This window comes from Exiguobacterium sp. s95, assembly GCF_018618655.1.
GTDB classification, from domain to species: domain Bacteria; phylum Bacillota; class Bacilli; order Exiguobacteriales; family Exiguobacteriaceae; genus Exiguobacterium_A; species Exiguobacterium_A oxidotolerans.
The window spans coordinates 111,858-136,459 of sequence record NZ_JACSMM010000002.1 but is presented as its reverse complement, the minus strand read 5'-3'; the positions used below and the strand labels follow the sequence as shown (position 1 = coordinate 136,459).

Sequence of the window (24,602 nt, the reverse complement as noted above, 5' to 3'; positions counted from 1 at the left end):
TCCATTGCATCTTTAACTCTTCTATATAGTATAGAGGAAAAAATCTTCCGACCGTCTAGAAAGTCCTCCTTAAGCATCTTTCGCCCGAAAAAAAATGTTGAATTTATCAATCGAGTATTGCTTTCCTGAAAAAATGTCGGTATACTATTAATTGTTCAGTAAAAAACATGCACCCGTAGCTCAGGGGATAGAGCACTGGTTTCCGGTACCAGGTGTCGGGAGTTCAAATCTCTCCGGGTGTACCATCTTTGAATCTACAGGCAATGCCGTTCGCGGTATTGCCTTTTTTTCTATATTGATATGTTTAATTCAATGCCATTCAGGAAAAATACATAAAAGTCGCATCGTATCTTTTGACCAATATTGACCAAAGGATTATGATAGGAATAAGTCGAATATGAGCTACATACCATCATAAGGAGGCAAAGACTATGTTAATTCCAACAGTCATCGAACAAACCAACCGCGGGGAACGTGCTTACGATATCTATTCACGTTTGCTCAAGGATCGTATCATTCTTCTCGGGAGCGCGATTGACGATAACGTCGCCAACTCAGTCGTTGCCCAGTTGCTCTTCTTAGCAGCAGAGGATCCAGATAAAGAAATTTCGCTCTACATCAACAGCCCGGGCGGTTCAATCACGGCGGGTATGGCGATTTACGATACGATGAACTTCATCAAACCACAAGTTTCAACAATTTGTATCGGAATGGCCGCTTCAATGGGTGCGTTCCTCTTACAAGCAGGCGCAAAAGGAAAACGTTTTGCCCTTCCAAACGCTGAGATCATGATTCACCAACCGCTCGGCGGCACACAAGGACAAGCGTCAGACATTAAAATTCATGCAGAACGTATCATCAAAATGCGTGAACACTTAAACAAAATCATGGCAGAAAACACAGGACAACCACTTGAAGTCATCGAACGCGATACAGAGCGTGATAACTTCATGTCTGCTCAAGCAGCAGCTGACTACGGTCTCATCGACCGCGTCATGGAGCGCGCTTAATCTGTTAACCCGACCGACCGTTGATGTTTTTACATCAGCGGTCGTTTTTTTGTTGTCTTCAAAAAAAATCCTCTCCACGCCGGGCATGAACTTCATTAAATCATGAAAGTTCGTCCCGAACCTGAAAAGGATCGTTTGTGTTAGTCGATGAGATCTGTAATATCAGACACGATGTCGTGGTTTTCACGAATCAATGTGTAAATCCCGTTCGCATGTGGTGAAAGCTCTTCTTCTGCTTGCAATTGCTTAAGGAAGAGTGATGTTGCGAATGTCACGAGTGTACTTTTCGGTACACCGATTGATTTTGCTTTTTTCGTCAAGACTTCATCAAATTTCGCATCGACTGTCAGCGAAATACGTTTTTTTTCGTTAGCCATTTCAAAAACTCCTTAATTCGAACATTTAGTTGCATCGACTATATATTATAGTAGACTATGGTTCATCTCGCAAGTTTCCCCTTTAGAGCGCACCTGTCAACGACTCACCATTCCGGAGTTTATCCGCGATTTGATCAATTTTCCGCAATCGATGATTGATCCCTGATTTTGAGATGGAGCCGCTCTCGACCATCTCGCCGAGCTCTTGCAGCGTCACGTCTTGATGCGTCACGCGTAAAATCGCGATTTCCCGTAACTTGTCCGGTAAGACATCGAGTCCGACCGTCCGTTCGAGAAATTTGATATTCTCCACTTGGCGGAGCGCTGCCCCGACCGTTTTGTTGAGGTTCGCTGTCTCACAGTTGACGAGACGATTGACCGAATTCCGCATATCTTTTAAAATCCGGACATCTTCAAAACGAAGCATCGAATGGGTCGCCCCGACTACCTTGAGGAAATCAGAGATTTTTTCACTCTCCTTGATGTAGAGGATGTGCCCTTTCTTACGCTCGATTGCTTTTGCATTCAAATCGAATTGGTTCGTCAAACTCCGAAGCGCCGCATTGTGATCCTCATAGAGACTGAAGATTTCTAAATGGTACGACGACGTCGCCGGATTGTTCAGTGACCCTCCGGCTAAGAACGCCCCCCGTAAATAGGCACGTGCCCGCCGTTCATCTTTTAAAATCGTATCGCTGATTGAACGAATCATCGTGAATCCTTCGCCGAGGATGCCTAAATCCTGCAGAATCTTATCGGCTTGTTGCTTCACGCGAACGATGTAGACGTTATTTTTTTTGAGGCGCATTTTCTTTCGGACGAGTAGATCCAGATGGACCCCGTATGCCCGTTTTAATAATGAATAAATCCGTCGCGCGATCGACGCATTTTCAGTCGAAATATCAAGTGTCAATCCGCGGCCGAGTCCGAACGAAATCGCACCGTTCATCCGTGCGAGCGCCGCTAATTCCGCCTTCATCTCGTGATCCGTGATGGCAATCTGTGTTAATTCTTTTTTAACTTCTGAAGCAAAACTCACGTCAATTCCTCCTTCCCTTCGAGTTGACGCACCCGTCGAATCGATAATACTTTCCGCATGACGAGGCTCGCGACCGCGTCCGCGTCATGACGGATGAAATGATGGTTATAGTCGACGATATCGTCCGCGAGCACTTCAATTCCCGCCTCGACGAACCGTTCATCATCGTAAGTGACGATATCGGCATGATCTTTTTGGTATTTTCGCAAATAGCTTGCATCGATTGATTCGTTATTGACAATGATTGTATCGACGACACCTTGACCAAGAAAACGTTCGAGCGCAGTCAAGTGATCATTTGCCGTGAAGGCCGTCGTCTCACCCGGTTGCGTCATGACGTTACAAATATAGACGACAGGTGCAAGCGATTGTTTAATCGCTTCCCGGATTTCATCAATCAAGACGTTCGGGATGATACTCGTATAGAGACTCCCTGGTCCGAGGACGATGACATCGGCCTCAAGGATTGCTTGAATCGCTTCCGGTACCGGACGGACATCTTCTTCTTCCAAATAAATCCGTTCGATGACCTTTCCGACTTTCGGAATCAACGACTCGCCTTTGACAATCGTCCCGTCTTCGAACTCGGCACATAACGTAATCGTCCGCTCCGTCGCCGGATAGACTTTCCCTTCCGCATTCAACAGTTGTCCCATGACGCCAATCGCCTCGACGAACGAGCCGTTACAGAGCTGCGTCGCAGCCGTCAGCATCAAGTTTCCGAGCGAGTGACCGTGAAGTCCTTCTCCCGTTTCAAAACGGTACTGCATGATCCGGTCCATCAATGTCTCGGACTTCGATAGCGAGACGATGACGTTTCGAATGTCACCCGGCGGCAACATGTTGAACTCTGTCCGTAAGCGCCCCGAGCTCCCCCCGTCATCCGCGACCGTGACGATGGCCGTGATGTCGAGCGGATAATGCTTCAGTCCACGCAAAAGAGTCGACAAGCCCGTTCCACCGCCAATCGCGACGACTTTCCGTTCCCATTTCATTACTTTTCCTCCTTCGCGTGAACATAATCCCGGTGATTCGTGACGACGTGATACTGGTTTTCAAATTCTTTACTGATTGCTTCCGCAAACGTAATCGAGCGGTGTTTACCACCTGTACAGCCGAGGGCGACGACGAGTTGTGATTTTCCTTCCCGTTCGTACTGGGGAATCAGGAACTCGAGCAAGTCGACAAGCTTTTTATAGAACAATTTTGCTTCCGGCCACTTCATGACGTATGACGATACTTCGAGATCGAGTCCCGTTTTCGGACGTAACTCCGGGATGTAAAACGGATTCGGCAGAAAACGAAGGTCAAAGACGAGATCGGCATCGAGCGGCAGTCCGTGCTTGAAACCAAATGACATCACATTGACGGTAAAGGGAATCCGTTCCCCTTCCGTAAATTCTTTGAGCAAGCGTTCTTTCAGTGCAAGCGGTTTGATGTCACTCGTATCGATCAGCATCTGTGCTTTGTCACGGAATCCTTCGAGCAGCGTCCGCTCTCGCTCGATACCGATCAGTGGTGACGCAGTCGGCGCCAGTGGATGCGAACGCCGCGACTCTTTATAGCGGCGCACGAGGACGTCATTGCGTGCGTCTAAGTACAACATACGAATCTGCAGGTTCGTTTTTTTCAAATCTTCGTAAACGACAAAGAAACTATCAATAAAATCACGAGCACGTGTATCGATGGCGACGGCAATTTTCGGACGGACTTGCCCAATCACTTCAATCAATTGCGGCAGTAACGTCGGTGGGAGATTGTCGACACAGAAATAGCCTAAGTCCTCAAAGCTATTCATGGCGACACTCTTTCCAGCCCCACTCATTCCCGTGATGATGACCAATTGCGGTTGATTCTCTTCCATCTTTTCGCCCTCCAGACAACAGTTCCGCGTGTATTTTTTATTCCAAATTCAGTATAGCATAAAAAAAGAGCCAGCCTCATTGAAGTCCCCTCCAACAAAGCTGGTTCCTGTCTTACACCTGTGATGATTCCTGTAATTCCTCGAGTAACGCTTCGATATAATGCTGTGCATTTTGAGCAGCAATCGAACCATCATTCGTTGCCGTAACGACTTGACGGAGCGTTTTCTCACGGACGTCTCCAGCTGCGAAGATTCCTTTGATGTTTGACTCCATGCCTTCGTTCGTCACAACATATCCTTGATCGTTCAAGATACCAAGATCTTGGACGTAACCTGTGATCGGGTTCATTCCGATGTAGATGAAGACACCATCGATCGGAAGTGTCGTCACATCTGCCGTTTTCGTATTGATTAAATCAATCGAACCGACTTTACCGTCTTGTTCGTTGATTTGTTTGACGGTATGATTCCAGATGAAATCGATTTTCGGGTTATCGAACGCACGTTTTTGAAGAATTTTTTGTGCACGTAATTCTTCACGACGGTGGACGATTGTGACTTTTTTCGCGAAACGTGTCAAGTAGACACCTTCCTCGACCGCTGAATCCCCACCACCGATGACGAACAATTCTTTTTCTTTAAAGAAAGCTCCGTCACAAACGGCACAATACGAGACACCACGGCCGCCGAGCTCTTCTTCGCCCGGTACACCGATTTTCTTATATTGTGCGCCCGATGCGATGATGATCGCCCGCGCATGATAATCCTTGTTGTGTGCATGGACCGTTTTAAAAGCACGTCCATCCTCGATGCTACGGACGTCACCGTACGCATATTCTGCGCCGAATGCTTTCGAGTGATCGAACATTTTTTGTGAAAGGTCCGGTCCAAGGATGCTATCGTATCCCGGATAGTTTTCGATATCTTCCGTGTTGGCCATTTGACCACCTGGAATACCGCGTTCGATCATCAGTGTTGAAAGGTTTGCGCGTGATGCGTAAAGTGCTGCCGTCATTCCGGCAGGACCTGCACCGATGATGATGACATCATAAATTTTTTCAGCAGTTTCTGTCATGTTTCCACCCCATCTTAAGTTTCGTTGTAATTTGAGTATAGGTGAGAATATGGCAAACGTCTAACATTTTGCCCGAGCAGGTGTCAGGTGTTGTTTGTAGGCACGAATCGTCATCGCCACCTCATCAAAAGAGACATCAACCAGTTCGGCACACTCTTCAATCAACATCCCTTCCCGTAACTCGTGAAACAGATGGATTAATGCAGCGGCTGAACCTTCGACCGAGTCGAACGTTTCGCCACTGAGGACGAGTCGGGCAAACCGTTCATAAAAATCGCCTTCGAGACTCATCCGCTCTTCGTCAGACACGTAATGTTCTGCGAGACGAATCGTCTGTAAGGCACGATGAATCCGTTCATCGACGATATCGCCCCGTCCATTCATCTCATGCAAAATTTGTTCTGTCAGCTGCAGGACATCTTCGTGATCCGTCACTTCTGGCATCATCGAAAGGGCCAACCGTGCTTCCTCGTCATTTAGTTTCCCGAGTAGCAAAGCCGTGAAAATGCGTGAGACATCATCTTCCGTTTTCAACGCTTGAATCAAGGCTGAACGAAACTGAAGGTTATGACGAATGTCGTATGCCTCTTGTTCTTCCCGTAAGCTCGCGGCCTCTTTTGATTGTAAGAAGGCTGCAGCTTCTTCGATATGTCCCGTTTTGAATGCAGAAATCGATAACCAGTGACCGAATAATGGATCGCCTCGGTAGCCACGGCGTTCGAGCAATTTCAATTCTTCGTACGCTAAGTCATGACGACCGATAATCGCAAGAGTCGATGCGACTTTATAACGTGTTTCAAGATTGACGGAACGAACGTGTTCGAGCTTCCGTGACAGACGGTGCGCTTCTTCATCCTGCCCCATCTCATGTAAGAGAACGAGCGTATTACAAAGCGCGTGGAGATTTCCCGGATTTCCTTCTAAGACGCGTTCAAGCGAATGGAAAGCCCGGTCGTTTTCACCGAGATAAAATTCGACGATTGCCAAGTTATTATAGGCTGGCCAAAATGTCGGGTACGTCGCAATCAAGGACTCGAGTGTGTCCTGTGCTGCAAACAACATCCCTTTATCGATTTGGCGCTGGGCTTGTGCATGGAGACGAATCAACTCATCTTCATCGTCATCCTCAAGCTCTTGCTCAAGATCAATCAATTCCACGAGTGCGGCCGATGCCTCTGCGTGTTTGCCTGCCGGCGCATGTTTTAAATATTCGAGCGCATATTCTTTTGCTTCTTCATATAAAGAAACGTGCGCATAGTTGTTCGCTAAATAAAAGAGTGATTCGGTATTTGACTCATCGAGTGCACGGACACGTTTCAATACGTCGTTCGCATGATTGATTTCTCCCGTTTCGAACAGGACACGTGCGTAACGTAGTAGGTAACGGACATCTTCTGGTTGAAGCGTCGTTGCTTCGTCAAGATGATAGACCGCCTCTTCGAGTCTCCCTTCCCGATGCGCCTTCCGTCCGCGAAAATAAAAAAGTTCCGCTTGGCGCGTTGTAATCGCAAAGGGGTCTGCTTTGTATTCCGTTAATTCCATAGTGATTCAAGCCCCCATAATATAAATCTAGTTTCGTAGTTGCAGAGACAAGAATAACCTATCTCGGATAGCGTTGCAACAGAAAAAAACGCCGGGGTTTACGCCCAGCGTTTCGCATAAATGGTTTCGAGTTCCTTGTAGTTCTCTAAGCATTTTCGTACAAAAGCATCTTCTTGCGGATTCTTGTTTTGCAGACGCTCAACATCTTTTTTGAATGCTTGGCGTAAGCTGTCGGAATACGCTGGAATCTCTCCGTCATATGCATAGACGACGCTTGGAGAAACCGTGATTTTTTCGTGTTGATGTAAGGCGGTACGGATATGGAAGAGCGGTACGTCAACTTGGTTCGGTTGATGCAGATCACCTTGCGTCGGATGTTTCTCGACCGCGAGGACTTCAACGACGAGACCTTGTGGACGTTCTGCGAATAATCTTCCGAAATACTTTCCGGTCTTATAGGTGAAGCGAATATAATTCATTGCGAATCGACCTCCTTTTCACAGTTTCGTCACATTTCATGCCGGCGAAGCGGCTGACTCGAGACACGTTCGTTCGGTAAGATGTCCCGGTGAACGACGGAACCGGCACCGATGACAGCACCGTCCCCGATCGTCACCCCTGGTAAAATCGTCACGTTCGCGCCGATTAAGACGTCACTACCGATCGTCACGTTGCCGATCCGGTACTCGGTCGTCAAATACTCATGACAGAGAATCGTCGTGTTGAAGCCGATGATCGTATTCGAGCCGATCGAGATCCGTTCCGGGAACATCGTGTCCGGCATCACCATCAAGGCAAGCGCCGTCCGGTCGCCGATCTTCATCCGGAGACACGTCCGGTACAAGCCATTCTTAAAGCGGAGCGACGGTGAAAACCGTCCGATTGTAATGATGAGGAAACACCACATGACCTTGAAGAACGAAACCGTCCGGTACATGTGCCATAACGGATTCGTCGCCCCGACGTGATAGCGATCAGTCCGCCGTGCCATTTTGCGCCTCGATCCAGTCACTCAGGTGTTCCATCGAGTCGATGATGACGCTTGGCTCTAATGCTTCGAGATACGGACGTCCTTTAATCGCCCAGCCGACCGCAACGGTTTTCAATCCGGCATTTTTCCCGCCGTTGATATCCGTGTCGTTATCCCCGACCATGATTGTCTCGTCTGTTGTCGAACCGAGGAGTGCCATCGCTTTTTCAAATGGTTCGACGGCTGGTTTTTCTTCCGTCACATCGTCTGCTGCGATGATTGTCTCAAACAGTGACGTCAGTCCGAACAGCTCAATCCCTTTTAAGGCGACGCGACGACTTTTTGACGTCACGATCGCCATCTTGTAGCCCTGTTCCTTCAAGCGGCGTAAACCGTCGAGGACACCCGGATATTCAAGGACGAGTGCGTCATGCATCGCGATGTTATAGCTGCGGTAAAAGGCGACCATCTCTTTCCACTGCTTGGCGTTGAGCTCTGAAAATGATTTTTCCAGTGTTGGACCGATGAACGGAAGCAATTCTGCCTCCGTAAACGTCCGTTCCGGATAGTAGTAACTGAGCGTATGTTCAAAACTTTTTAGAATCAACGGGTTCGTATCAATCAACGTACCGTCTAAATCAAATAGAATCGTATTAATCATCGTTTCACTTCGCCTCCCGTGTCGTTCCATCCAAGTAGCGGACAGCATTTTTCCGGATGACCATCATGACGAGTCCGAAGACGATTAAACAAATCGAGACGATTTGTGCCGTCCGCAGTCCGTCCCCCATCAACAGACTATCTGTCCGGAGCCCTTCAATATAGTAACGTCCAATCGAGTACCAGACGAGGTAACCGAGGAAGACGTAGCCGCGACGCGGATTGAACTTCATCCGCCAGACAATCAACAAGATGACGCCGATGATGTTCCAAATGCTCTCATAGAGGAACGTCGGCACGTAATAGACGCCGTCGATATACATCTGATTGACGATCCAGTTCGGCAAGTGCAACGTATCTTGCAGGAACGACCATGTCGTCTCTCCCCCGTGCGCTTCTTGGTTGAAGAAGTTGCCCCAACGTCCGACCGCTTGACCGAACAGGAGTGACGGCGCCAGGATATCCGCGATTTGCCAAAACGAAATGTTTTTCTTTCGCGTATACAGGATGACTGTCAAAATCGCCCCGATGATGGCACCGTGAATCGCGATTCCGCCTTGGCGGATGTTGATGATTTGATCGAGATGTTGACCGTAATACTGCCACTCGAAAGCCACATAGTAAATCCGGGCACAGATGATGCTGATCGGAATCGACCAGATGACGACATCGACCGCGTATTCTTCGTTGAAACCGATTCGCTTCGATTCGAAGATGGCGATCATCAAGCCGACGATTGCGCCCAAGGCGATGACGACACCATACCAATAGATTGGAATCGGACCGAGCTCAATCGCGACGCGGTCGAATGTCGGTTGTACCGTTGCGAGTGTCCCCATCATAGACCACCATTCCCGTCTTCGATCGCTTGCGCGAGACGTCCGGCGAATTCTTCTGCTGTGTTGATGCCCATATTTTTCAGACGATAGTTCATCGCCGCGACTTCGATGATGACGGCAAGGTTACGCCCGGGACGAACCGGAATCGTCAAAAACGGAATTTCCGTATCGATGATTTGTAACGTCTCTTGATCAAGACCGACGCGGTCATAGACTTTCGTTTGATCCCAAATTTCCAGATTACAGACGAGGCTGATTTTTTTATGCGACCGTACAGCACCTGCACCGAACAACGTCATGACGTCGATGATGCCGATTCCGCGAATCTCAAGGAGGTGCTGAATCAATTTCGGCGCTGTCCCAACTAAGATGCCGTCACCCGTCTGACGAATTTCAACGGAGTCGTCCGCCACAAGGCGGTGTCCCCGTTTGACGAGTTCGAGTGCCGTCTCGGATTTACCGACCCCACTTGCCCCTTTGATGAAGACGCCGACCCCGTAAATATCGACGAGGACGCCGTGCATCGCTGTCGTCGGGGCGAGTTCCGCTTCGAGGAAGTTCGTGATTTGAGATTCGACCGATGTCGTATGTCCCTTCGTCGTCAAGAGCGGTACGTTCGTTTCGTCAGCTGCCTTGATGATTGCTTCCGGTACTTCAAACCCACGCGTCACTAAAATCCCTGGTGTTTCATCCGTGCAGAGGACGTTTGCTCGTTCGAGCTGTTCCTCATACGTCAGGTTGTTGAAAAACGTCAATTCTGTTTTCCCGAGGACTTGCAGACGTTCTGCCGGATAATACGCATAATAACCAGCGAGGACGAGGCCCGGTCGACAGAGATCAGCCGTCAAAATCGGACGATGTAGTCCTTCTTCTCCGGTGACAATTTTTAAATTGAATTGCTTTACGATTTCAGCTGTTCGCACTTTTGCTTGCACGCTCAATCAGCCCCTTTCACTTGAAGTATTGTACCATATTTTTGCTAAAATCAATGAATTCGATTAGAAGCTGACCATCTTGGGAATTGAATACAGTTAGAAACAAATCAAAGGAGGGGTTTTATAATGATGAATATGTCAGGTAGTGGTATCGGAATGATTATCATTATGATTTTATGCGGGATCCTTGCAATCCTCGGACTCGTCTACATCATCATCTCGTTAATCGATATGTGGAAGTCCTATTCGCGTGATCAAAATCAGACATCGCTCTTATTTTTCATCATCTCACTGGTCGGAATCGTGCTAAGTGGTCCATTTATTTCACTCATTCTCGCAATCGTCTTTTATTGGAACCGGGCGCGCAGCAAAAGTTGGATGGGAATCGGCTTAATTATTGCCGCAATTGTCCTCGCTATCGTCGGTGTCATCACATTCATTTCATTCGGGTACGACATGAACAATTTCGACAATATGAACTGGGACGAACCAATGATGGATGAAGACTATAACTACTAATCAAAAAGAAGGGGATGCGCATCATTTAGATGGCATCCCCTCCTTTTTGACTGTAGTCACACATTATTTTTTGATTGCGATGCTTAATCATACATTTGCATCAGGAAGCGTTGAACTACCTCCACCTACGCTTCGCTTAGAGGTGGAGGATTCCTGAGTAATCCGACCTAACGGTCGAAAATTGATCAGGCTAACCCCGTCGTCCCGACGGTTGAAGAAGCTAGGATGCGTTCAGCTTCTTGTTTGATGTTCAGTCCTGCGTTCACATCACGGTCGTGATGGATCCCGCAACTCGGGCATGTCCATTCACGCAAGCCAAGATGCTTCACGTCTTTGTGTTGATGTCCGCAACGGGAGCACAGTTGACTAGAGGCGAAGGTCTTTCCGACTTTCACGACGGTCTTCCCGTACCATTCCGCCTTGTATCCGAGCATGCGGAAGAACTCCGACCAACTGACCTCGGAGATGGACTTGCTCAACTTGCGATTCTTCTGCATGGTCTTCACCTGCAAGGTCTCGATGCCGATGACGTCGTGGTTTTTGACGATCTCGGTCGACACCTTGTGTAGGAAATCGGTTCGCTTGTTCGCAATCTTCTCGTGGATGCGGGCGACCTTCCGCTTCTGCTTCTGGTAGTTCTTCGCCTCGGAAAGTGTTACTTTCTTGTCCAAGGCCAACCGTTGACGACGAGAAAGTTTGCGTTGCTCACGCGCCAGCTTCTTCTCAAGCGAACGGAAGTAACGGTCGTTCTTGTACACCGTGCCGTCCGACAAGATGGCGAAGTGCTTCAACCCGACATCGACGCCGACGGATGAGCCCGTCTTCGGCATTTCGTTGTTCTCCTGCTCGACGAGCAGGGAGACAAAATATTTTCCTGAAGCGTTACGCCGGATCGTGGCGCTCAAGATGCGCCCGACAACCTGCCTCGAGTTGGCGAAACGCACCCACTTCAGTTTTGGAATTTTGATCTTAGCGCCGACGATCGAGACTTCGGGAAGTTGAGACTTGCCTTGAATGTTCGTCTTGTACGATTGAAAGGGATTGCGCTTTGACTTGAAGCGGGGTCGTTCGTTCTGCTTCTTGAAGAAGCGGTCATAGGCATCGGCAAGATGCTTGACGCTGGTCTGCACAGACGTGCTATCGACTTCCTTCAGCCAGTCGAACGCCTGCTTCAACGACGGGAGTTCTTTTGAGCAAGACGCGTAGGACAATCCTTTACCTGTCGCTTTATACGTCTCATCCCACTTCGCTAAGAAGTGATTGAAGACGAAGCGCGAACAACCGATTGTCTTCGCAATCAGGATTTCCTGCTCTTTTGTCGGGTATATTCTGAATTTGTAGGCCTTGTGTGTCAGCATGATGTTCACCTCCTTACAACGGATATACCCGAAAGAGAGGGTGGCGATTCATCTCCCACTTTCACTCGGGCTTCACCCGAATCGTTTAGAAGTGGGCGTATTCTCGCCTATTTTTGATTAAAACGCTTGTGGACTTAAGTGAACACCGTGCGTCACGGAAATCGTTCCCGTTTTCGTATCGGCTTCGACTTCAATCTTCGGCGTCCGGTCACGACCGGAGACGAAATGCAGTTTACGGTTCACGACATCTTTTTGGTCGCGAATCACTTCCATCTCATCAAGGTTACAATTCAACCCACCAAAGTTTGTTTCCAGCTCACCATATACTTCAGCGCCATGCGGCAACATCAAAGCGATGCTTCCCGCGAGTGACGACGCTTGAATCTTCGCGTCATGGGCTGTTTTGAGTTCACACCGGACATTGCCGTTCGCGGTTTTCAGCTCAGAACGTTCAAAAACCCCGTTCGCGATGATTTGACCATTCGCGGTCTTCGCTTTTAACATTTTGACTTCTGACTCTTCGACTTCAATCGAACCGTTCGCCGTCGAAGCTTTCAAATCCTCACTGTAAAGATCGCGGACATGGATCCGTCCGTTCGCTGTCATCAGTTGAACGCTCGTCGCGTCAAGCGACGACAACGTAATCTCACCATTCAACGTCTGTAACACGAACGCCTCGTAGTGACGACGCGGAACTTTTAAGTGGATCGTCGCCCGGACGCGTTTATCTTTCAAGCGAATCGATAGCGTGTTAGCGGAGACGGAATGTTGAAGCGACGCTTGAAGTTGTTCGAGCGCTTGCTCCTCATTGACTTGGCGAAGCGGACGCCCCGTCACCGTCAACTCACACTCCTCTAAATCACTTGGTTCGACGACAGCATTGGCATTAAATAAATCCAAATGAATCGTCTCTCCACTGAATGGGAATTGTTTGACGTACGTGACGTTCGGACCGGACGTCTGATTTAATGAGAGATCACTCTCTTTAATCCGGTTGACGAGACCATCAAAAGCAGACATCACTTTCGACGTCAGTGAATCAACCGTGTAATGATCGACGCGGTCGTACTGTTCCGGTTCATCGACATACTTATGATTACTTGCTGTCGTCGATTGTTGCTGATCGAGTGCTTCAAGGCGTTCGAGCTTATCGAGTGCCTCATCGATCGTCAACTTTCCTTCTTTTACCTGTTCAAGTATCAACTGACGCATATCTTGTTTCATGAACATTCCCCTCCTATTTTCTGAACACGCTATGACGCAGGAAAACTTATTCACTCTTTCGTTCTACTTCCCTTACTTCCCTTTTACGAATCCTCCGTCAAAAAAGTTTCATGATTCGATTCGGGCTGCGTCCCGTTCCAAAACAGGTGCCAAGTAATGTCCTGTATACGATTCCTTGACTTGCACGATGTCTTCCGGTGTTCCTGTTGCAACAATCATACCTCCACCATCGCCACCTTCCGGACCAAGATCAATCAAGTAATCCGCCGTCTTAATGACGTCGAGGTTATGCTCGATGACGAGGACCGTATCGCCGTTGTCGACGAGGCGTTGCAAGACTTTCAACAGGCGGGCGATATCATGGACATGCAGTCCCGTCGTCGGTTCATCGAGAATGTAAATCGTTTTCCCAGTCGACCGCTTATGCAGTTCCGAAGCAAGCTTCACGCGTTGTGCTTCACCGCCCGACAGTTCCGTCGCCGGCTGTCCGAGACGCATGTACGTCAATCCGACGTCAGCAATCGTTTGCAGCTTCCGGCTGATTTTCGGAATTTTTTCGAAGAACTCGAGTCCCTCTTCGACTGTCATCGCAAGAACGTCCGAAATCGTTTTACCTTTATATTTTACTTCGAGCGTCTCGCGGTTATACCGTTTCCCGTGACAGACTTCACACGGAACGTAAACGTCCGGCAAGAAATGCATCTCGATTTTAATGATCCCGTCTCCGCGACACGCTTCACACCGGCCACCTTTGATGTTGAAACTGAAGCGTCCTTTTTTATAGCCGCGTAACTTCGCTTCGTTCGTCGAAGCGAAAACATCACGAATGTCGTCAAAGACACCGGTATATGTCGCCGGGTTCGAACGTGGCGTCCGACCGATCGGGGATTGGTCGATGTCGATGACTTTATCGATTTGGTCGAGTCCTGTGATGCCTTTATGCGCTCCCGGCTTTTCTTTTGCCCGGTTCATCTCATGTGCAATCGTCTTATAGAGAATTTCATTAATCAATGTCGACTTCCCGGAACCTGATACTCCGGTCACGGCAACAAACAAGCCGAGCGGGATGTCGACGTCGACATTTTTTAAGTTATTTTCTGACGCTTTTTTAATTCGTAACGCCCGTCCGTCCGGTTGTTTCCGTTCAGTCGGCACAGGAATGAACTTCTTCCCCGACAAATATTGTCCGGTCAGTGAATTCGCGTCGTTCATTAATTCTTCCGGTCGACCGGCCGCTGTGACGAAGCCGCCGTGATCACCAGCACCGGGTCCGATATCAATCAGATAATCCGCTGCCATCATCGTGTCTTCATCATGTTCGACGACGATCAACGTATTTCCGAGATCGCGCATCGTTTTCAGCGTACTGATCAATCGGTCGTTATCACGTTGGTGTAAGCCGATTGACGGTTCGTCAAGGACATAGAGGACACCTGTCAGACGGGAGCCGATTTGTGTCGCGAGACGAATCCGTTGCGCTTCGCCACCGGACAATGTGCCGGCAGCACGGGAAATCGTCAAATAATCGAGACCGACGTTTTCTAAGAACGATGACCGTTCATGAATCTCGCGGACGATCATCCGTGAAATCGTTTGATCTTTTTCCGATAGTTTCGCCGGCAACTCTTCGAACCAGATGACGGCTTGCTTGACTGACATCTTCGTCACTTCCCCAATGTGGATACCGGATACTTTGACGGCAAGCGATTCGCGTTTCAGACGATGCCCTTTACAAGTCGGACATGCTTTTTTCGCCATATATCCTTCCATCTGTTCGCGGATGTAATCCGATGACGTCTCCTTGTAGCGACGTTGCAAGTTATTCAAGACACCTTCAAAGAACAGATCCGTGTTGCGGACCATGCCAAAGTCATTTTCATAACGGAAGTGAATTTCTTCTTTCGAGCTGCCGTTTAAGATGATGTCGCGTTGTTCGTCTGACAACTGTTCGAACGGCGTATCCATGTCGATTTTAAAGTGCTCACAAACTGCTTTGAGCAGTTGCGGATAATATTGTGAGCTCGTTGGTTCCCACGCGACGATTGCCCCTTCATTGAGTGACTTGTCTGCATGCGGTACGACAAGATCGACATCGACTTCAAGTTTCGTCCCGAGTCCGTCACATGAGGCACAGGCTCCGAATGGCGAATTGAACGAGAACATCCGTGGTTCGAGTTCTCCGATTGAGAAACCACAAATGGGACACGCATGATGCTCACTGAAAAGGAGCTCATTGCCATCCATCGTATCGACGATGACACGTCCCTCCGCGAGGCGAAGTGCTGTTTCGAGTGAGTCGGCGAGCCGTGATTCGACGTCCGGTCGGACGACGACACGGTCGACGACGACTTCAATCGAGTGTTTCTTGTTTTTTTCGAGTGCGATGTCATCCGTTAAATCAATCGTATCGCCATTGACACGGACACGAACGAAGCCCTCTTTTTTCAAATCTTCAAAGACTTTGACATGCGCCCCTTTTCGTCCGGAAACAATCGGTGCCAAAATCTGCAACCGCGACCGCTCAGGTAACTCCATCACTTGGTCGACCATCTGACTGATCGTTTGACTCGAGATCTCAATCCCGTGGTTCGGACAGATCGGTTTGCCGATTCGCGCATACAGCAGACGGAGGTAATCATAAATCTCCGTCACCGTCCCGACAGTCGAGCGGGGGTTTTTACTCGTCGTTTTTTGATCGATCGAAATTGCCGGACTAAGTCCCTCAATCGCATCGACGTCCGGTTTATCCATCTGCCCTAAAAACTGGCGTGCATAAGCGGAGAGGCTTTCGACATAACGTCGTTGCCCTTCCGCATAAATCGTATCGAACGCGAGTGATGACTTACCGGATCCCGATAAGCCCGTCAAGACGACGAGCTGATCGCGCGGGATTTCGACATCGATGTTTTGAAGGTTATTGACGCGAGCGCCTTTGATGATAATCTTGTTTTTCTTGTCTCCCAACTTAGGCACCTGCTTTCAATTCTAATATAAGATCTCGAAGCTCTGCTGCGCGCTCGAATTGCATGTCTTTCGCTGCTTGTCGCATCTCTTGATCCAACTGTTCGAGTAGCGTTTCGCGCTCCGGTTTTTTCAGTTTATTGAATTTCTCCAGTTTTTCGACCGTATCATCACTTTCAATCGTCGTACTGATGACACCGCGAACGTCTTTTTGAATCGTTTTCGGCGTAATGCCGTGTTCTTTATTGAACGCGAGCTGAATGTTGCGCCGACGTTCCGTCTCATCCATTGCCCGTTGCATCGAATCCGTAATCTTGTCTGCAAACAGGACGACGTGCCCTTCCGAGTTCCGGGCCGCCCGTCCGATCGTCTGAATCAATGATCGCTCGGACCGTAAGAAACCTTCTTTATCCGCATCGAGAATCGTCACGAGCGACACTTCCGGAATATCGAGTCCTTCACGAAGCAGATTGATCCCGACGAGTACGTCATACTTACCAAGCCGCAGATCGCGAATGATTTCAATCCGTTCGAGCGTCTTGATTTCCGAGTGCATGTAGTTGACCTTGACACCGTTCTCTTTTAAATAATCGGTCAAGTCTTCCGACATTTTTTTCGTCAATGTCGTCACGAGAACCCGTTCATTTTTCGCAACGCGGTCCCGGATGTTGTCCATCAAGTAATCGATTTGACCCGTGATCGGATGAATCTCGATTGTCGGATCGACGAGTCCCGTCGGACGAATAATTTGTTCAACCATCTCTTTTGAGTGCTCGAGCTCATAAGGTCCCGGCGTCGCTGAGATATAAATTGCTTGACTGACCTTCTCTTCAAACTCTTCAAAACGAAGCGGCCGGTTATCTTTCGCTGACGGCAAACGGAAACCATGCTCGACGAGGACTTGTTTCCGCGCCTGGTCACCGTTATACATCCCGCGGATTTGCGGTAACGTGACGTGCGACTCATCGGCGACGAGCAAGAAGTCTTTCGGGAAGTAATCGATGAGCGTATACGGCGTCGATCCTTCCGGCATCAGGTTTAAATGACGGGAATAGTTTTCAATTCCTGAGCAGTAACCCATTTCACGCATCATCTCGAGATCGTAGTTCGTCCGTTGCTCAAGACGTTGCGCTTCAAGTAACATCCCGTCTTCACGCATCTTCGCGAGTTGCGTCTCAAGTTCGACTTCGATGTTCGCGATTGCTTTTTGAAGACGTGTGTCCCCCGTCACGAAGTGGGACGCCGGGAAGATTGAGATATGTTCACGATCGGCGATGATTTCACCTGTCAACGGATCCATGTCGCGAATCCGTTCGATTTCGTCACCAAAAAATTCGACACGGACACATTGTTCGTCTCGTGACGCCGGGAAAATCTCGACGACATCACCACGGACACGAAACCGCCCGCGCTGGAAGTCGATGTCATTTCGTTCATATTGAATGTCAATCAAACGACGGAGCATCTCGTTACGCCCCATCTCGTTGCCGACACGAAGCGACAACACGTGATTATTGTATTCTTCCGGGTTACCGAGACCGTAGATACACGAGACGGACGCAACGATCAAGACGTCATCTCGCTCAAACAAGGAAGATGTCGCCGAGTGACGGAGTTTATCAATCTCATCGTTGATGGACGAGTCTTTTTCGATGAACGTGTCCGTCGACGGGACATACGCTTCCGGTTGATAGTAATCATAAAAGCTGACGAAGTACTCGACCGCGTTGTTCGGGAAAAATTCTTTGAACTCCGAGTACAGTTGCCCGGCCAGTGTTTTATTATGCGCCAGGACTAACGTCGGCTTTTTAATCTCTTTGATGACGTTCGAGACGGTGAACGTCTTACCGGTTCCGGTCGCTCCGAGTAACGTTTGATGCCGCTCGCCGTTCTTGACGCCGGTGACCAATTGTTTAATGGCAGCCGGCTGATCGCCGCCTGGTTCAAATGGTGACACTAACTCAAAATCCATCGCTAACTTCCCCCTCATTCCGTAAAAAATCTATCTTTATTGTATCACTTTACGAACAAACATTCGATTATGAAGTGCTCCTTCTAGGAAGTTACCCGTTTTTCCAAAAAAGAAAAAGTCCCGGTACGGATTATCTCTGAAAAAGATAAAGTTCACTCAAGAAACAACAACATCCCCTACCACTCACGTGATAGAGGATGCTCATTATTGAAGCGTTCGAATTTTCGTCCGGCGATTCCCCGGCTCACTGACGAACATGATGCCGAGTTCATGATGATCTTGTTCATAAAAAGCCCGTTGCGCAAACCGAACATCTCCATTATGATTCATCACTTCGAGACGTAAGTATGGTTTATGCTTTTGAATCGCTTCATAGAAGCTCGTCTCGGAATCAACAAAATCACCGTTGACCTTATAGATGGCTTCTCCGGGTACGAGCCCCATTTCTGATGCCGGTAATCCAGGGAACGTCCCCAGGATGACGACACCCCGTTTTCCATTGAGGAAAATCGGCGTCGCTGAACGGTTCAAGCGTTTGACCCGTTGGTGCAAGATGATGTGCAAGACGAGCAGGAGCGGTAGACCGAATAACCATTCTTCCCGGTTCGTCACGTACGCACCCAGTGTCAACAAGACCGCGAGTAACAATGTGATGACGCGACCCCGAATCAATGGACGCATCAACTCAGCCGGCAATTTTCCTGTGAACAGAAAACTGAAGCCGAGCGGGAAAAAGAGCACGAGCGGGACGTACTCCGGAAAAGCGAACCGCGGAAACCATTCCTCGAGACTACTGCCTGGAACAATGACGAGCAACGGAATCAACCACAGTTTGTTCGCGGACAACCCACCGATGAAACGCCCCCGCTTCGATAAGACGAGTGATGGGGACAACTGCTTTTGACCGCGCCACGCGACGAGCGCCAATTCTGCCAGCAGCGTCAAGCTCGCAAGCAACAGCAACGTCGTCGCGTCGACCTCTTTAATCCCGTCCATCCGTTCATCCGTCACGAACCACCCGATAAGTGCCAAAACGCTGAGCGGCCAAAGCGGCAAGTTAAACCGGACGACGCCAATCACTAATGTCACGGCAGCGAGCGCCGTAAAGGCGACAATGAAGACCGGGCTGACGGTCACCTGTAAACTCAAACTGATTGCAGATAAAACAATCCCGACGAGCAGACCGGGCAGTAATGTCTCAAAAATGTCGGTCCGTTGATCGCGTGATTTCGAGCGGAACAAGTTCCGTTCTCGCCTGACGCGACGAATACCGATTACAACACTGACTAGAATGGCTAACCACAGGATTGGACTAGCGATAAGACTAATCACTGTCCAACCGATTCCATCGAATAATTCCACGCCCATTCAGACCTCTTTCCGTGATTTATTCAGCAGCAACTTCAAGTGCCTTGATGCGTTGTACATCATTTTTCGAGTCTTCTAACTTTTTCAAAAGACGTGTCTCCATCTCGGAAGCCGTCACCGGGTCAATCTTACCCGTGACTTCGAGCTTGGCATCTTTTTGAAGTTGTTCGACTGCTTGTTTCATCGTGTCGCCATAATACCCATCCTGCCCTTTCGGATCGTAACCGATCGCTTCGAGCACGAGATGTGCATTCTCGACAGATTTTCCATAGTCCCCGACATTGAGCGCTTTGTCATCCGTCAATATTTTCGTGACATTGAAATACGCGGGTTGTTTGACTTCAACGGTCGGTTTAACCCCTTTTTTGTGAATCCAGTTCCCGTCTGGCGTCAACCATTTGTTCGTTGTCAGCTTCAGGTCACTGCCATCTTTTAAGTCATACGCACTTTGGACGATCCCTTTACCGAATGACTTTGTACCGACGACTTCTGCACCGGCGCCTTCTTTCAGACCGGCGGCTAAAATTTCTGACGCTGACGCGGAACCGCTATCTTCCAACACGACGATGTTATAAGGTTTCTTCGCGTCCGCCTTCCCGAATTCCTGCGTCCGGTCGCCTTTATTGTCTTCGACCTGGAAAATCGGTGTATCTTTCGGAATGAATGGCGCAATCATTTTCGAAACTGCCGTCAACAGTCCGCCCGGGTTTCCCCGGACGTCAATGACGAGTCCATCGATATTCTTCGCTTCGAGAGCAGCGAGTTGCTTTTCGAACTCTTCTGCAGTCGGGTCAGAGAACTGAGTCACTTGGAGTACACCAATCGTTTTCCCGTTCACTTGTTCTGTTTCCGAATAAACGGTCTCAATCGGAATCGTATCGCGTTCAATCGTGATTTTCATCGGGTCTTGTCCCCCGCGTTGAATCGTCAAGACGACTTCCGTCCCTTTTTCACCACGAATCTTTTTGACAGCTTGATCCGTCTTTTGACCTTTCGTCGACTTGCCATCGATTTCTATAATGACGTCACCCGGCTTGATTCCTGCTTTTTCAGCGGGTGCCCCTTTAATCGGAGCGACGATGACAATTGCCTCACCCTTTTGCTCCAGTGTCGCGCCAATTCCTTCAAACGATGAAGACAGATTCGTGTTGAACGACGCCGTTTCCGATTCATCCATATAGACCGAGTAGGGATCGTCAAGCACTTCCGTCATCCCACTGAGTGCTCCTTCAAGCAATTCTTGATCCGTGACATCTTCTAGGTAATACTGTGAAATCATCTGGCGGACTTGATCAACCTTTTTCCAGTCCCCCGATTCGCCCGATGAACTGGTCGTCACCGTGTCGGTACCACCTGTTGCTAACATACCGACTGCGCCTGCCCCTAGGCCAAGTCCGAATGTACTGACTGCTATGACTGCCGTTGTAGATTTTTTCACGCTTGATTCCTCGTTTCCGGTGTAAACCTGCTATTTTTTTCAGTATAGCAAAAAAAGATAGGTTACCCTATCTTTTCAACGTGTAGACAAATTCTTATAGAGAGTGAACAGGAGATATCGAGAGACAATCCGTTCGGGCTTTCCGTCACGATATTACCTAAAAAGCGTCACGTTTCGTTGACTCCTACGGGAGAAGTGCGTTGTTAACGCGACTTGCCAGAGGCAGGCAAGACCCAGCTCGTTGTCCGCTGGGATCCAAGGAGCAACGGCTTGCGCCTCGCCCGAGGAAAGCAACGAAAAAGACGCTTGATCTCCCGATAGCACGTTGTCTACAGTCTGAAAAAAATAGGTTACCCTATCTTTTCGCTAAAGAGCTATAGGTCAATCAAAAAATGTACGGGGCTGGATCGACCGCGTTCGGTTGTCCGACCGCCCACTCCCCTTGGTGAATCTCAAAGTGAAGATGAGGACCAGTCGACCAGCCTGTCGAACCTAACTTTCCGATGACCGTCCCCGGCATGACCGTTTGCCCTGCCTCCACGGCGACGGAATCAAGATGTCCGTAAACCGTCGTCCAGACTTTCCCGTCGATCAGATGGGTGATCATCACGACATTCCCGTATCCTGTCGCACTTCCGGCGCGCAGGACGATACCACCTGCCGCCGCCTGAATCGGTGTTCCTTTAGCATTGACGAGATCGATGCCCGTATGAATCTCCGACTTGCCGGTCAACGGATTGTTCCGTGGACCGAACGGGCTGGACACGTAACCGGAGACAGGTAATTGAAATGGCTTTGCATGATCCGTCGCAGATGGTACCGGCTGCGTTTTCGTCGTTGGCGATGCCGTCCGGTCCGCTGCCTGCGTGTCGTCCGCTTCCTCTTGCTCACGTTTCGCTGCCTCGATACGGGCGAGACGTTCTGCTTCCGCCTTTATCTTTGCTTGTTCAGCGGCACGTGCTGCTTCTTCGAGTTCCGTCAGTTGCGTGCTAATCAATTGTTGCTGATCTGCTAAGATTTGGGCTTCTTCCGCCTTCGTGAACTGCTCCTGCTTCAATTGTTTGACCTGATCGTTCAATTGGACGACCAGTTTTCGTTTCAACTCAGATTCCGCGATAATCCGCGTCTGCAGAATCAACAGTTTCCGTTGGTCTTTTTTTAGCTGACCGAGGATGAGTTCTTGACTTGCGCGTTGCTCCGTCAATTCCGTGACATTTGCTTTATAGGCATTCAAAACACCGTCATCTTGTTTAATGATTTCACTGACAGTACTAAAACGCGAGATTAAATCGCCGAAATCTTTTGAGTCGAGCAACACTTCGATGTATTTGATGTCGCCATCCCGCTGAACGGCACGAAGCCGGTTCCCAAGTAAATCTTCCTGCGCCCGTAACTCGGACAATGTTTGTTTAATCGCTTCTTCGATCGCTTGCAACTCTTCTTTCGATGCAGAAACAGCCGCTTGTTGATCTGCAATTTCACTCGCTAAATCATCCAAACGGCTGTTGACTTCATCCAAACGCTCCTCTGCGAGGCGGCGTTCTTTTTTCGTCAAGATTAACTTCTCAGATGTCTGATTCTGTGATCGTTCCGTCTCTTGCAGACGGGACTCGATCTCCTGTTGTTCCTTCAACAATTCTTCTTTAGACACGGCGTGAACGGATACACTTGAACCAATGAGGGCCAAGCTGAGCACAGCTGAACAGAATCGAACCTTCATGAGAAGCATCTCTCCTCTATATTTTGTTTTTGCGTAACTTATACTTTTAAGAAACGTCCGAGTGACGTCGTTGATCCCCATACTCCGATGAAGGCACCGAGCGCAAGTAAAATCAATGCGACTTGAACGGATAGTTCACCTGGTGGAATCAAGTTAAAGATTGATGCATTTAAAGATACGAGTTGTGGTTGAAGGGCATTGTATGTCACTTCATAACCAAAATAAACGACAGCGATTGGAATCAATGCTCCGAGTACACCCATCAAGAGTCCCTCGACGAAGAACGGTGCACGGATGAAGCCGTTTTTCGCTCCAACGAGACGCATGATTTCGATTTCCCGACGACGCGAGAAAATCGTTACTTTGATCGTATTCGAGATAAGGAACATCGCCATGAAGGTCAGACCGACAATTAAGATGATTCCACCGACGCGTACCCCTTCAAGGAAGTTGAACATCTTCTCGACGTAATCTTCGCCATACTCGACACTATCTATATTTTCCATTTTTTTGACTGTATTTGCAATAGTTTCTGTCTCATTTGGGGAAGTTGCTTTGACGATGTAGCGATCGTGAAGCGGATTATCCTTCTCGACCGACTGGTACGCCTGCGATCCCTCTCCTAACTGTTCTTTAAAACGATCCAGTTCATCTTCTTTTGAACTGTACCGGACAGACGCGACACCCGGCATCTGTTCTAATTTTGAACCAACGGCGTCGATTTTTGCTTGATCGGCCTCGCGTTCGACGAACACTTGAATTTCGACGTCTTTTTCGACGTTGTCTGAAATCTTGTTGACGTTGAACATGACCATCGCGAAAATTCCGACGAGTAATAATGTCACGGTTACGGCACTGACAGAGGCGAATGTCATCCAGCCGTTTCGGACAAGACCTTTCGACCCTTCCCGTAAATGACGGAATCCATTAAACTTCATAGCCGTACATTCCTTTCTCTTCGTCACGGACGATTTTTCCACCGTCGATCGCCAGTACGCGATGACGCATTTTGTTAACGATGTCTCGATTGTGTGTCGCCATTACGACCGTTGTCCCACGGCGATAAATCTCTTCGAAGACCTCCATGATTTCCCATGCCGTATCCGGGTCAAGGTTTCCTGTCGGCTCATCAGCGATGACGAGTGACGGACGGTTGACGATGGCTCGGGCAATCGAAATCCGTTGTTGTTCCCCACCCGATAACTCATCCGGATAGTTCCGCGCTTTATGTTTGAGTTTGACGAGATCGAGGACCTCGTTTACTTTTTTACGGATTTGCGCTTTGTCGTCTCCGACAACTTCGAGTGCGAATGCGACATTTTCATAAACCGTCAATGACGGGAGGAGTTTAAAGTCTTGGAAGATGACGCCGATTTGGCGACGGAGTTCTGGAATTTGACGGTTTTTCAATTTACCGACTTCGATTCCTTTAAACAAAAATGAACCGCTCGTCGGTTTCTCTTCGCGGTACATCATCTTCATGAATGTTGATTTGCCGGCTCCAGAAGGACCAACGATATAGACGAACTCACCTTGATTGATCGTCAAATTGACCTCACGAAGTGCAGTGACTCCGTTCGGGTATATTTTACTAACTTGTTGCATCTTGATCACTTACTTCACATCCTTATTTGATTACTGGGGGTGATCAGCTAGGTCTTAAAACCTACCGATTCCCATTATAACAGGCATGAAAAAAAACCACATTACAATCAAATGTCAATTCCGGCT

General features: G+C 48.7%; 21 protein-coding genes, 1 tRNA gene and 1 pseudogene. 3 read left to right on the top strand and 20 right to left on the bottom strand.

What is annotated here, in order from left to right; translation table 11 throughout:
• Positions 1–169: 169 nt before the first annotated feature.
• Both KNP99_RS05345 and clpP read left to right on the top strand, forming a co-directional pair.
• Positions 170–245, top strand: a tRNA-Arg gene (locus tag KNP99_RS05345).
• Between the two features lie 180 nt (positions 246–425).
• Positions 426–1,010 (top strand): annotated as a pseudogene (gene clpP / locus KNP99_RS05340) (ATP-dependent Clp endopeptidase proteolytic subunit ClpP); the annotation flags it as partial.
• Positions 1,011–1,150: 140 nt separating this feature from the next.
• On the opposite strand, the gene KNP99_RS05335 reads toward clpP, so the two are convergent.
• The 11 genes from KNP99_RS05335 to hprK all read right to left on the bottom strand — a co-directional run bounded on the left by KNP99_RS05335 (position 1,151) and on the right by hprK (position 10,311).
• Entirely contained in the window at positions 1,151–1,387 is a 237-nt protein-coding gene (locus tag KNP99_RS05335; protein ID WP_029331360.1) for a hypothetical protein, read from the bottom strand.
• 82 nt (positions 1,388–1,469) lie between these two features.
• Positions 1,470–2,426, bottom strand: a complete 957-nt coding sequence (gene whiA, locus KNP99_RS05330; RefSeq protein WP_088837747.1) for a DNA-binding protein WhiA — start codon at positions 2,424–2,426, stop codon at positions 1,470–1,472.
• Positions 2,423–3,421 carry a gluconeogenesis factor YvcK family protein gene (locus tag KNP99_RS05325; RefSeq protein WP_029331362.1) on the bottom strand — a complete coding sequence of 333 codons (999 nt, stop codon included), beginning with the start codon at positions 3,419–3,421 and terminating at the stop codon, positions 2,423–2,425. The genes whiA and KNP99_RS05325 overlap by 4 nt, the downstream gene beginning before the upstream one ends.
• The gene (rapZ, locus tag KNP99_RS05320; RefSeq protein ID WP_029331363.1) at positions 3,421–4,290 is read right to left on the bottom strand and encodes an RNase adapter RapZ; all 870 of its coding nucleotides are present in this window, start codon (positions 4,288–4,290) and stop codon (positions 3,421–3,423) included. Before rapZ ends, KNP99_RS05325 begins: the two co-directional genes overlap by 1 nt.
• A gap of 112 nt (positions 4,291–4,402) precedes the next feature.
• Positions 4,403–5,365 (bottom strand): thioredoxin-disulfide reductase, encoded by a 963-nt coding sequence (trxB, locus tag KNP99_RS05315; RefSeq protein ID WP_215193079.1) that lies wholly within the window; start codon positions 5,363–5,365, stop codon positions 4,403–4,405.
• 60 nt (positions 5,366–5,425) lie between these two features.
• A complete protein-coding gene (locus KNP99_RS05310) occupies positions 5,426–6,907 on the bottom strand; it encodes a tetratricopeptide repeat protein (RefSeq protein ID WP_215193078.1) in 1,482 nt (493 codons plus the stop codon).
• A gap of 98 nt (positions 6,908–7,005) precedes the next feature.
• Positions 7,006–7,386: a kinase-associated lipoprotein B gene (gene kapB, locus KNP99_RS05305; RefSeq protein ID WP_215193077.1), complete on the bottom strand. Its 381-nt coding sequence runs from the start codon at positions 7,384–7,386 to the stop codon at positions 7,006–7,008.
• 29 nt (positions 7,387–7,415) lie between these two features.
• Positions 7,416–7,898 carry an acyltransferase gene (locus KNP99_RS05300; protein ID WP_214766843.1) on the bottom strand — a complete coding sequence of 161 codons (483 nt, stop codon included), beginning with the start codon at positions 7,896–7,898 and terminating at the stop codon, positions 7,416–7,418.
• Positions 7,882–8,538, bottom strand: coding sequence for a pyrophosphatase PpaX (gene ppaX / locus KNP99_RS05295; protein WP_088837752.1), 657 nt, complete (start codon positions 8,536–8,538; stop codon positions 7,882–7,884). Before ppaX ends, KNP99_RS05300 begins: the two co-directional genes overlap by 17 nt.
• Positions 8,539–8,542: 4 nt before the next feature.
• On the bottom strand, positions 8,543–9,376 hold the full coding sequence (lgt, locus tag KNP99_RS05290) for a prolipoprotein diacylglyceryl transferase (protein WP_088837753.1): 834 nt from the start codon (positions 9,374–9,376) through the stop codon (positions 8,543–8,545).
• The gene (gene hprK, locus KNP99_RS05285; protein WP_029331373.1) at positions 9,376–10,311 is read right to left on the bottom strand and encodes an HPr(Ser) kinase/phosphatase; all 936 of its coding nucleotides are present in this window, start codon (positions 10,309–10,311) and stop codon (positions 9,376–9,378) included. Before hprK ends, lgt begins: the two co-directional genes overlap by 1 nt.
• Positions 10,312–10,437: 126 nt before the next feature.
• On the opposite strand from hprK, the gene KNP99_RS05280 reads away from it, so the two are divergent.
• Positions 10,438–10,830 carry an Asp23/Gls24 family envelope stress response protein gene (locus KNP99_RS05280; protein ID WP_215193076.1) on the top strand — a complete coding sequence of 131 codons (393 nt, stop codon included), beginning with the start codon at positions 10,438–10,440 and terminating at the stop codon, positions 10,828–10,830.
• A 185-nt stretch (positions 10,831–11,015) separates the two neighbouring features.
• Here the strand turns inward: KNP99_RS05280 and tnpB are convergent, their stop codons facing one another.
• The 9 genes from tnpB to ftsE all read right to left on the bottom strand — a co-directional run bounded on the left by tnpB (position 11,016) and on the right by ftsE (position 24,485).
• Complete coding sequence (tnpB, locus tag KNP99_RS05275; RefSeq protein ID WP_215193075.1) at positions 11,016–12,188, bottom strand: IS200/IS605 family element RNA-guided endonuclease TnpB; 1,173 nt, start codon at positions 12,186–12,188, stop codon at positions 11,016–11,018.
• Between the two features lie 117 nt (positions 12,189–12,305).
• The gene (locus tag KNP99_RS05270; protein ID WP_029331375.1) at positions 12,306–13,412 is read right to left on the bottom strand and encodes a DUF4097 family beta strand repeat-containing protein; all 1,107 of its coding nucleotides are present in this window, start codon (positions 13,410–13,412) and stop codon (positions 12,306–12,308) included.
• A gap of 108 nt (positions 13,413–13,520) precedes the next feature.
• The gene (gene uvrA, locus KNP99_RS05265) at positions 13,521–16,376 is read right to left on the bottom strand and encodes an excinuclease ABC subunit UvrA (protein WP_214766837.1); all 2,856 of its coding nucleotides are present in this window, start codon (positions 16,374–16,376) and stop codon (positions 13,521–13,523) included.
• A gap of 1 nt (position 16,377) precedes the next feature.
• Complete coding sequence (gene uvrB, locus KNP99_RS05260; protein WP_371816394.1) at positions 16,378–18,345, bottom strand: excinuclease ABC subunit UvrB; 1,968 nt, start codon at positions 18,343–18,345, stop codon at positions 16,378–16,380.
• A gap of 204 nt (positions 18,346–18,549) precedes the next feature.
• Complete coding sequence (locus KNP99_RS05255) at positions 18,550–19,713, bottom strand: PDZ domain-containing protein (RefSeq protein ID WP_088837757.1); 1,164 nt, start codon at positions 19,711–19,713, stop codon at positions 18,550–18,552.
• A 19-nt stretch (positions 19,714–19,732) separates the two neighbouring features.
• Positions 19,733–21,151 carry a S41 family peptidase gene (locus KNP99_RS05250; protein WP_214766833.1) on the bottom strand — a complete coding sequence of 473 codons (1,419 nt, stop codon included), beginning with the start codon at positions 21,149–21,151 and terminating at the stop codon, positions 19,733–19,735.
• A 385-nt stretch (positions 21,152–21,536) separates the two neighbouring features.
• Positions 21,537–22,871: a murein hydrolase activator EnvC family protein gene (locus tag KNP99_RS05245; protein ID WP_215193074.1), complete on the bottom strand. Its 1,335-nt coding sequence runs from the start codon at positions 22,869–22,871 to the stop codon at positions 21,537–21,539.
• A gap of 38 nt (positions 22,872–22,909) precedes the next feature.
• The gene (gene ftsX, locus KNP99_RS05240) at positions 22,910–23,809 is read right to left on the bottom strand and encodes a permease-like cell division protein FtsX (RefSeq protein ID WP_215193073.1); all 900 of its coding nucleotides are present in this window, start codon (positions 23,807–23,809) and stop codon (positions 22,910–22,912) included.
• Positions 23,799–24,485, bottom strand: coding sequence for a cell division ATP-binding protein FtsE (gene ftsE, locus KNP99_RS05235; RefSeq protein WP_088837760.1), 687 nt, complete (start codon positions 24,483–24,485; stop codon positions 23,799–23,801). Before ftsE ends, ftsX begins: the two co-directional genes overlap by 11 nt.
• Positions 24,486–24,602: the final 117 nt, after the last annotated feature.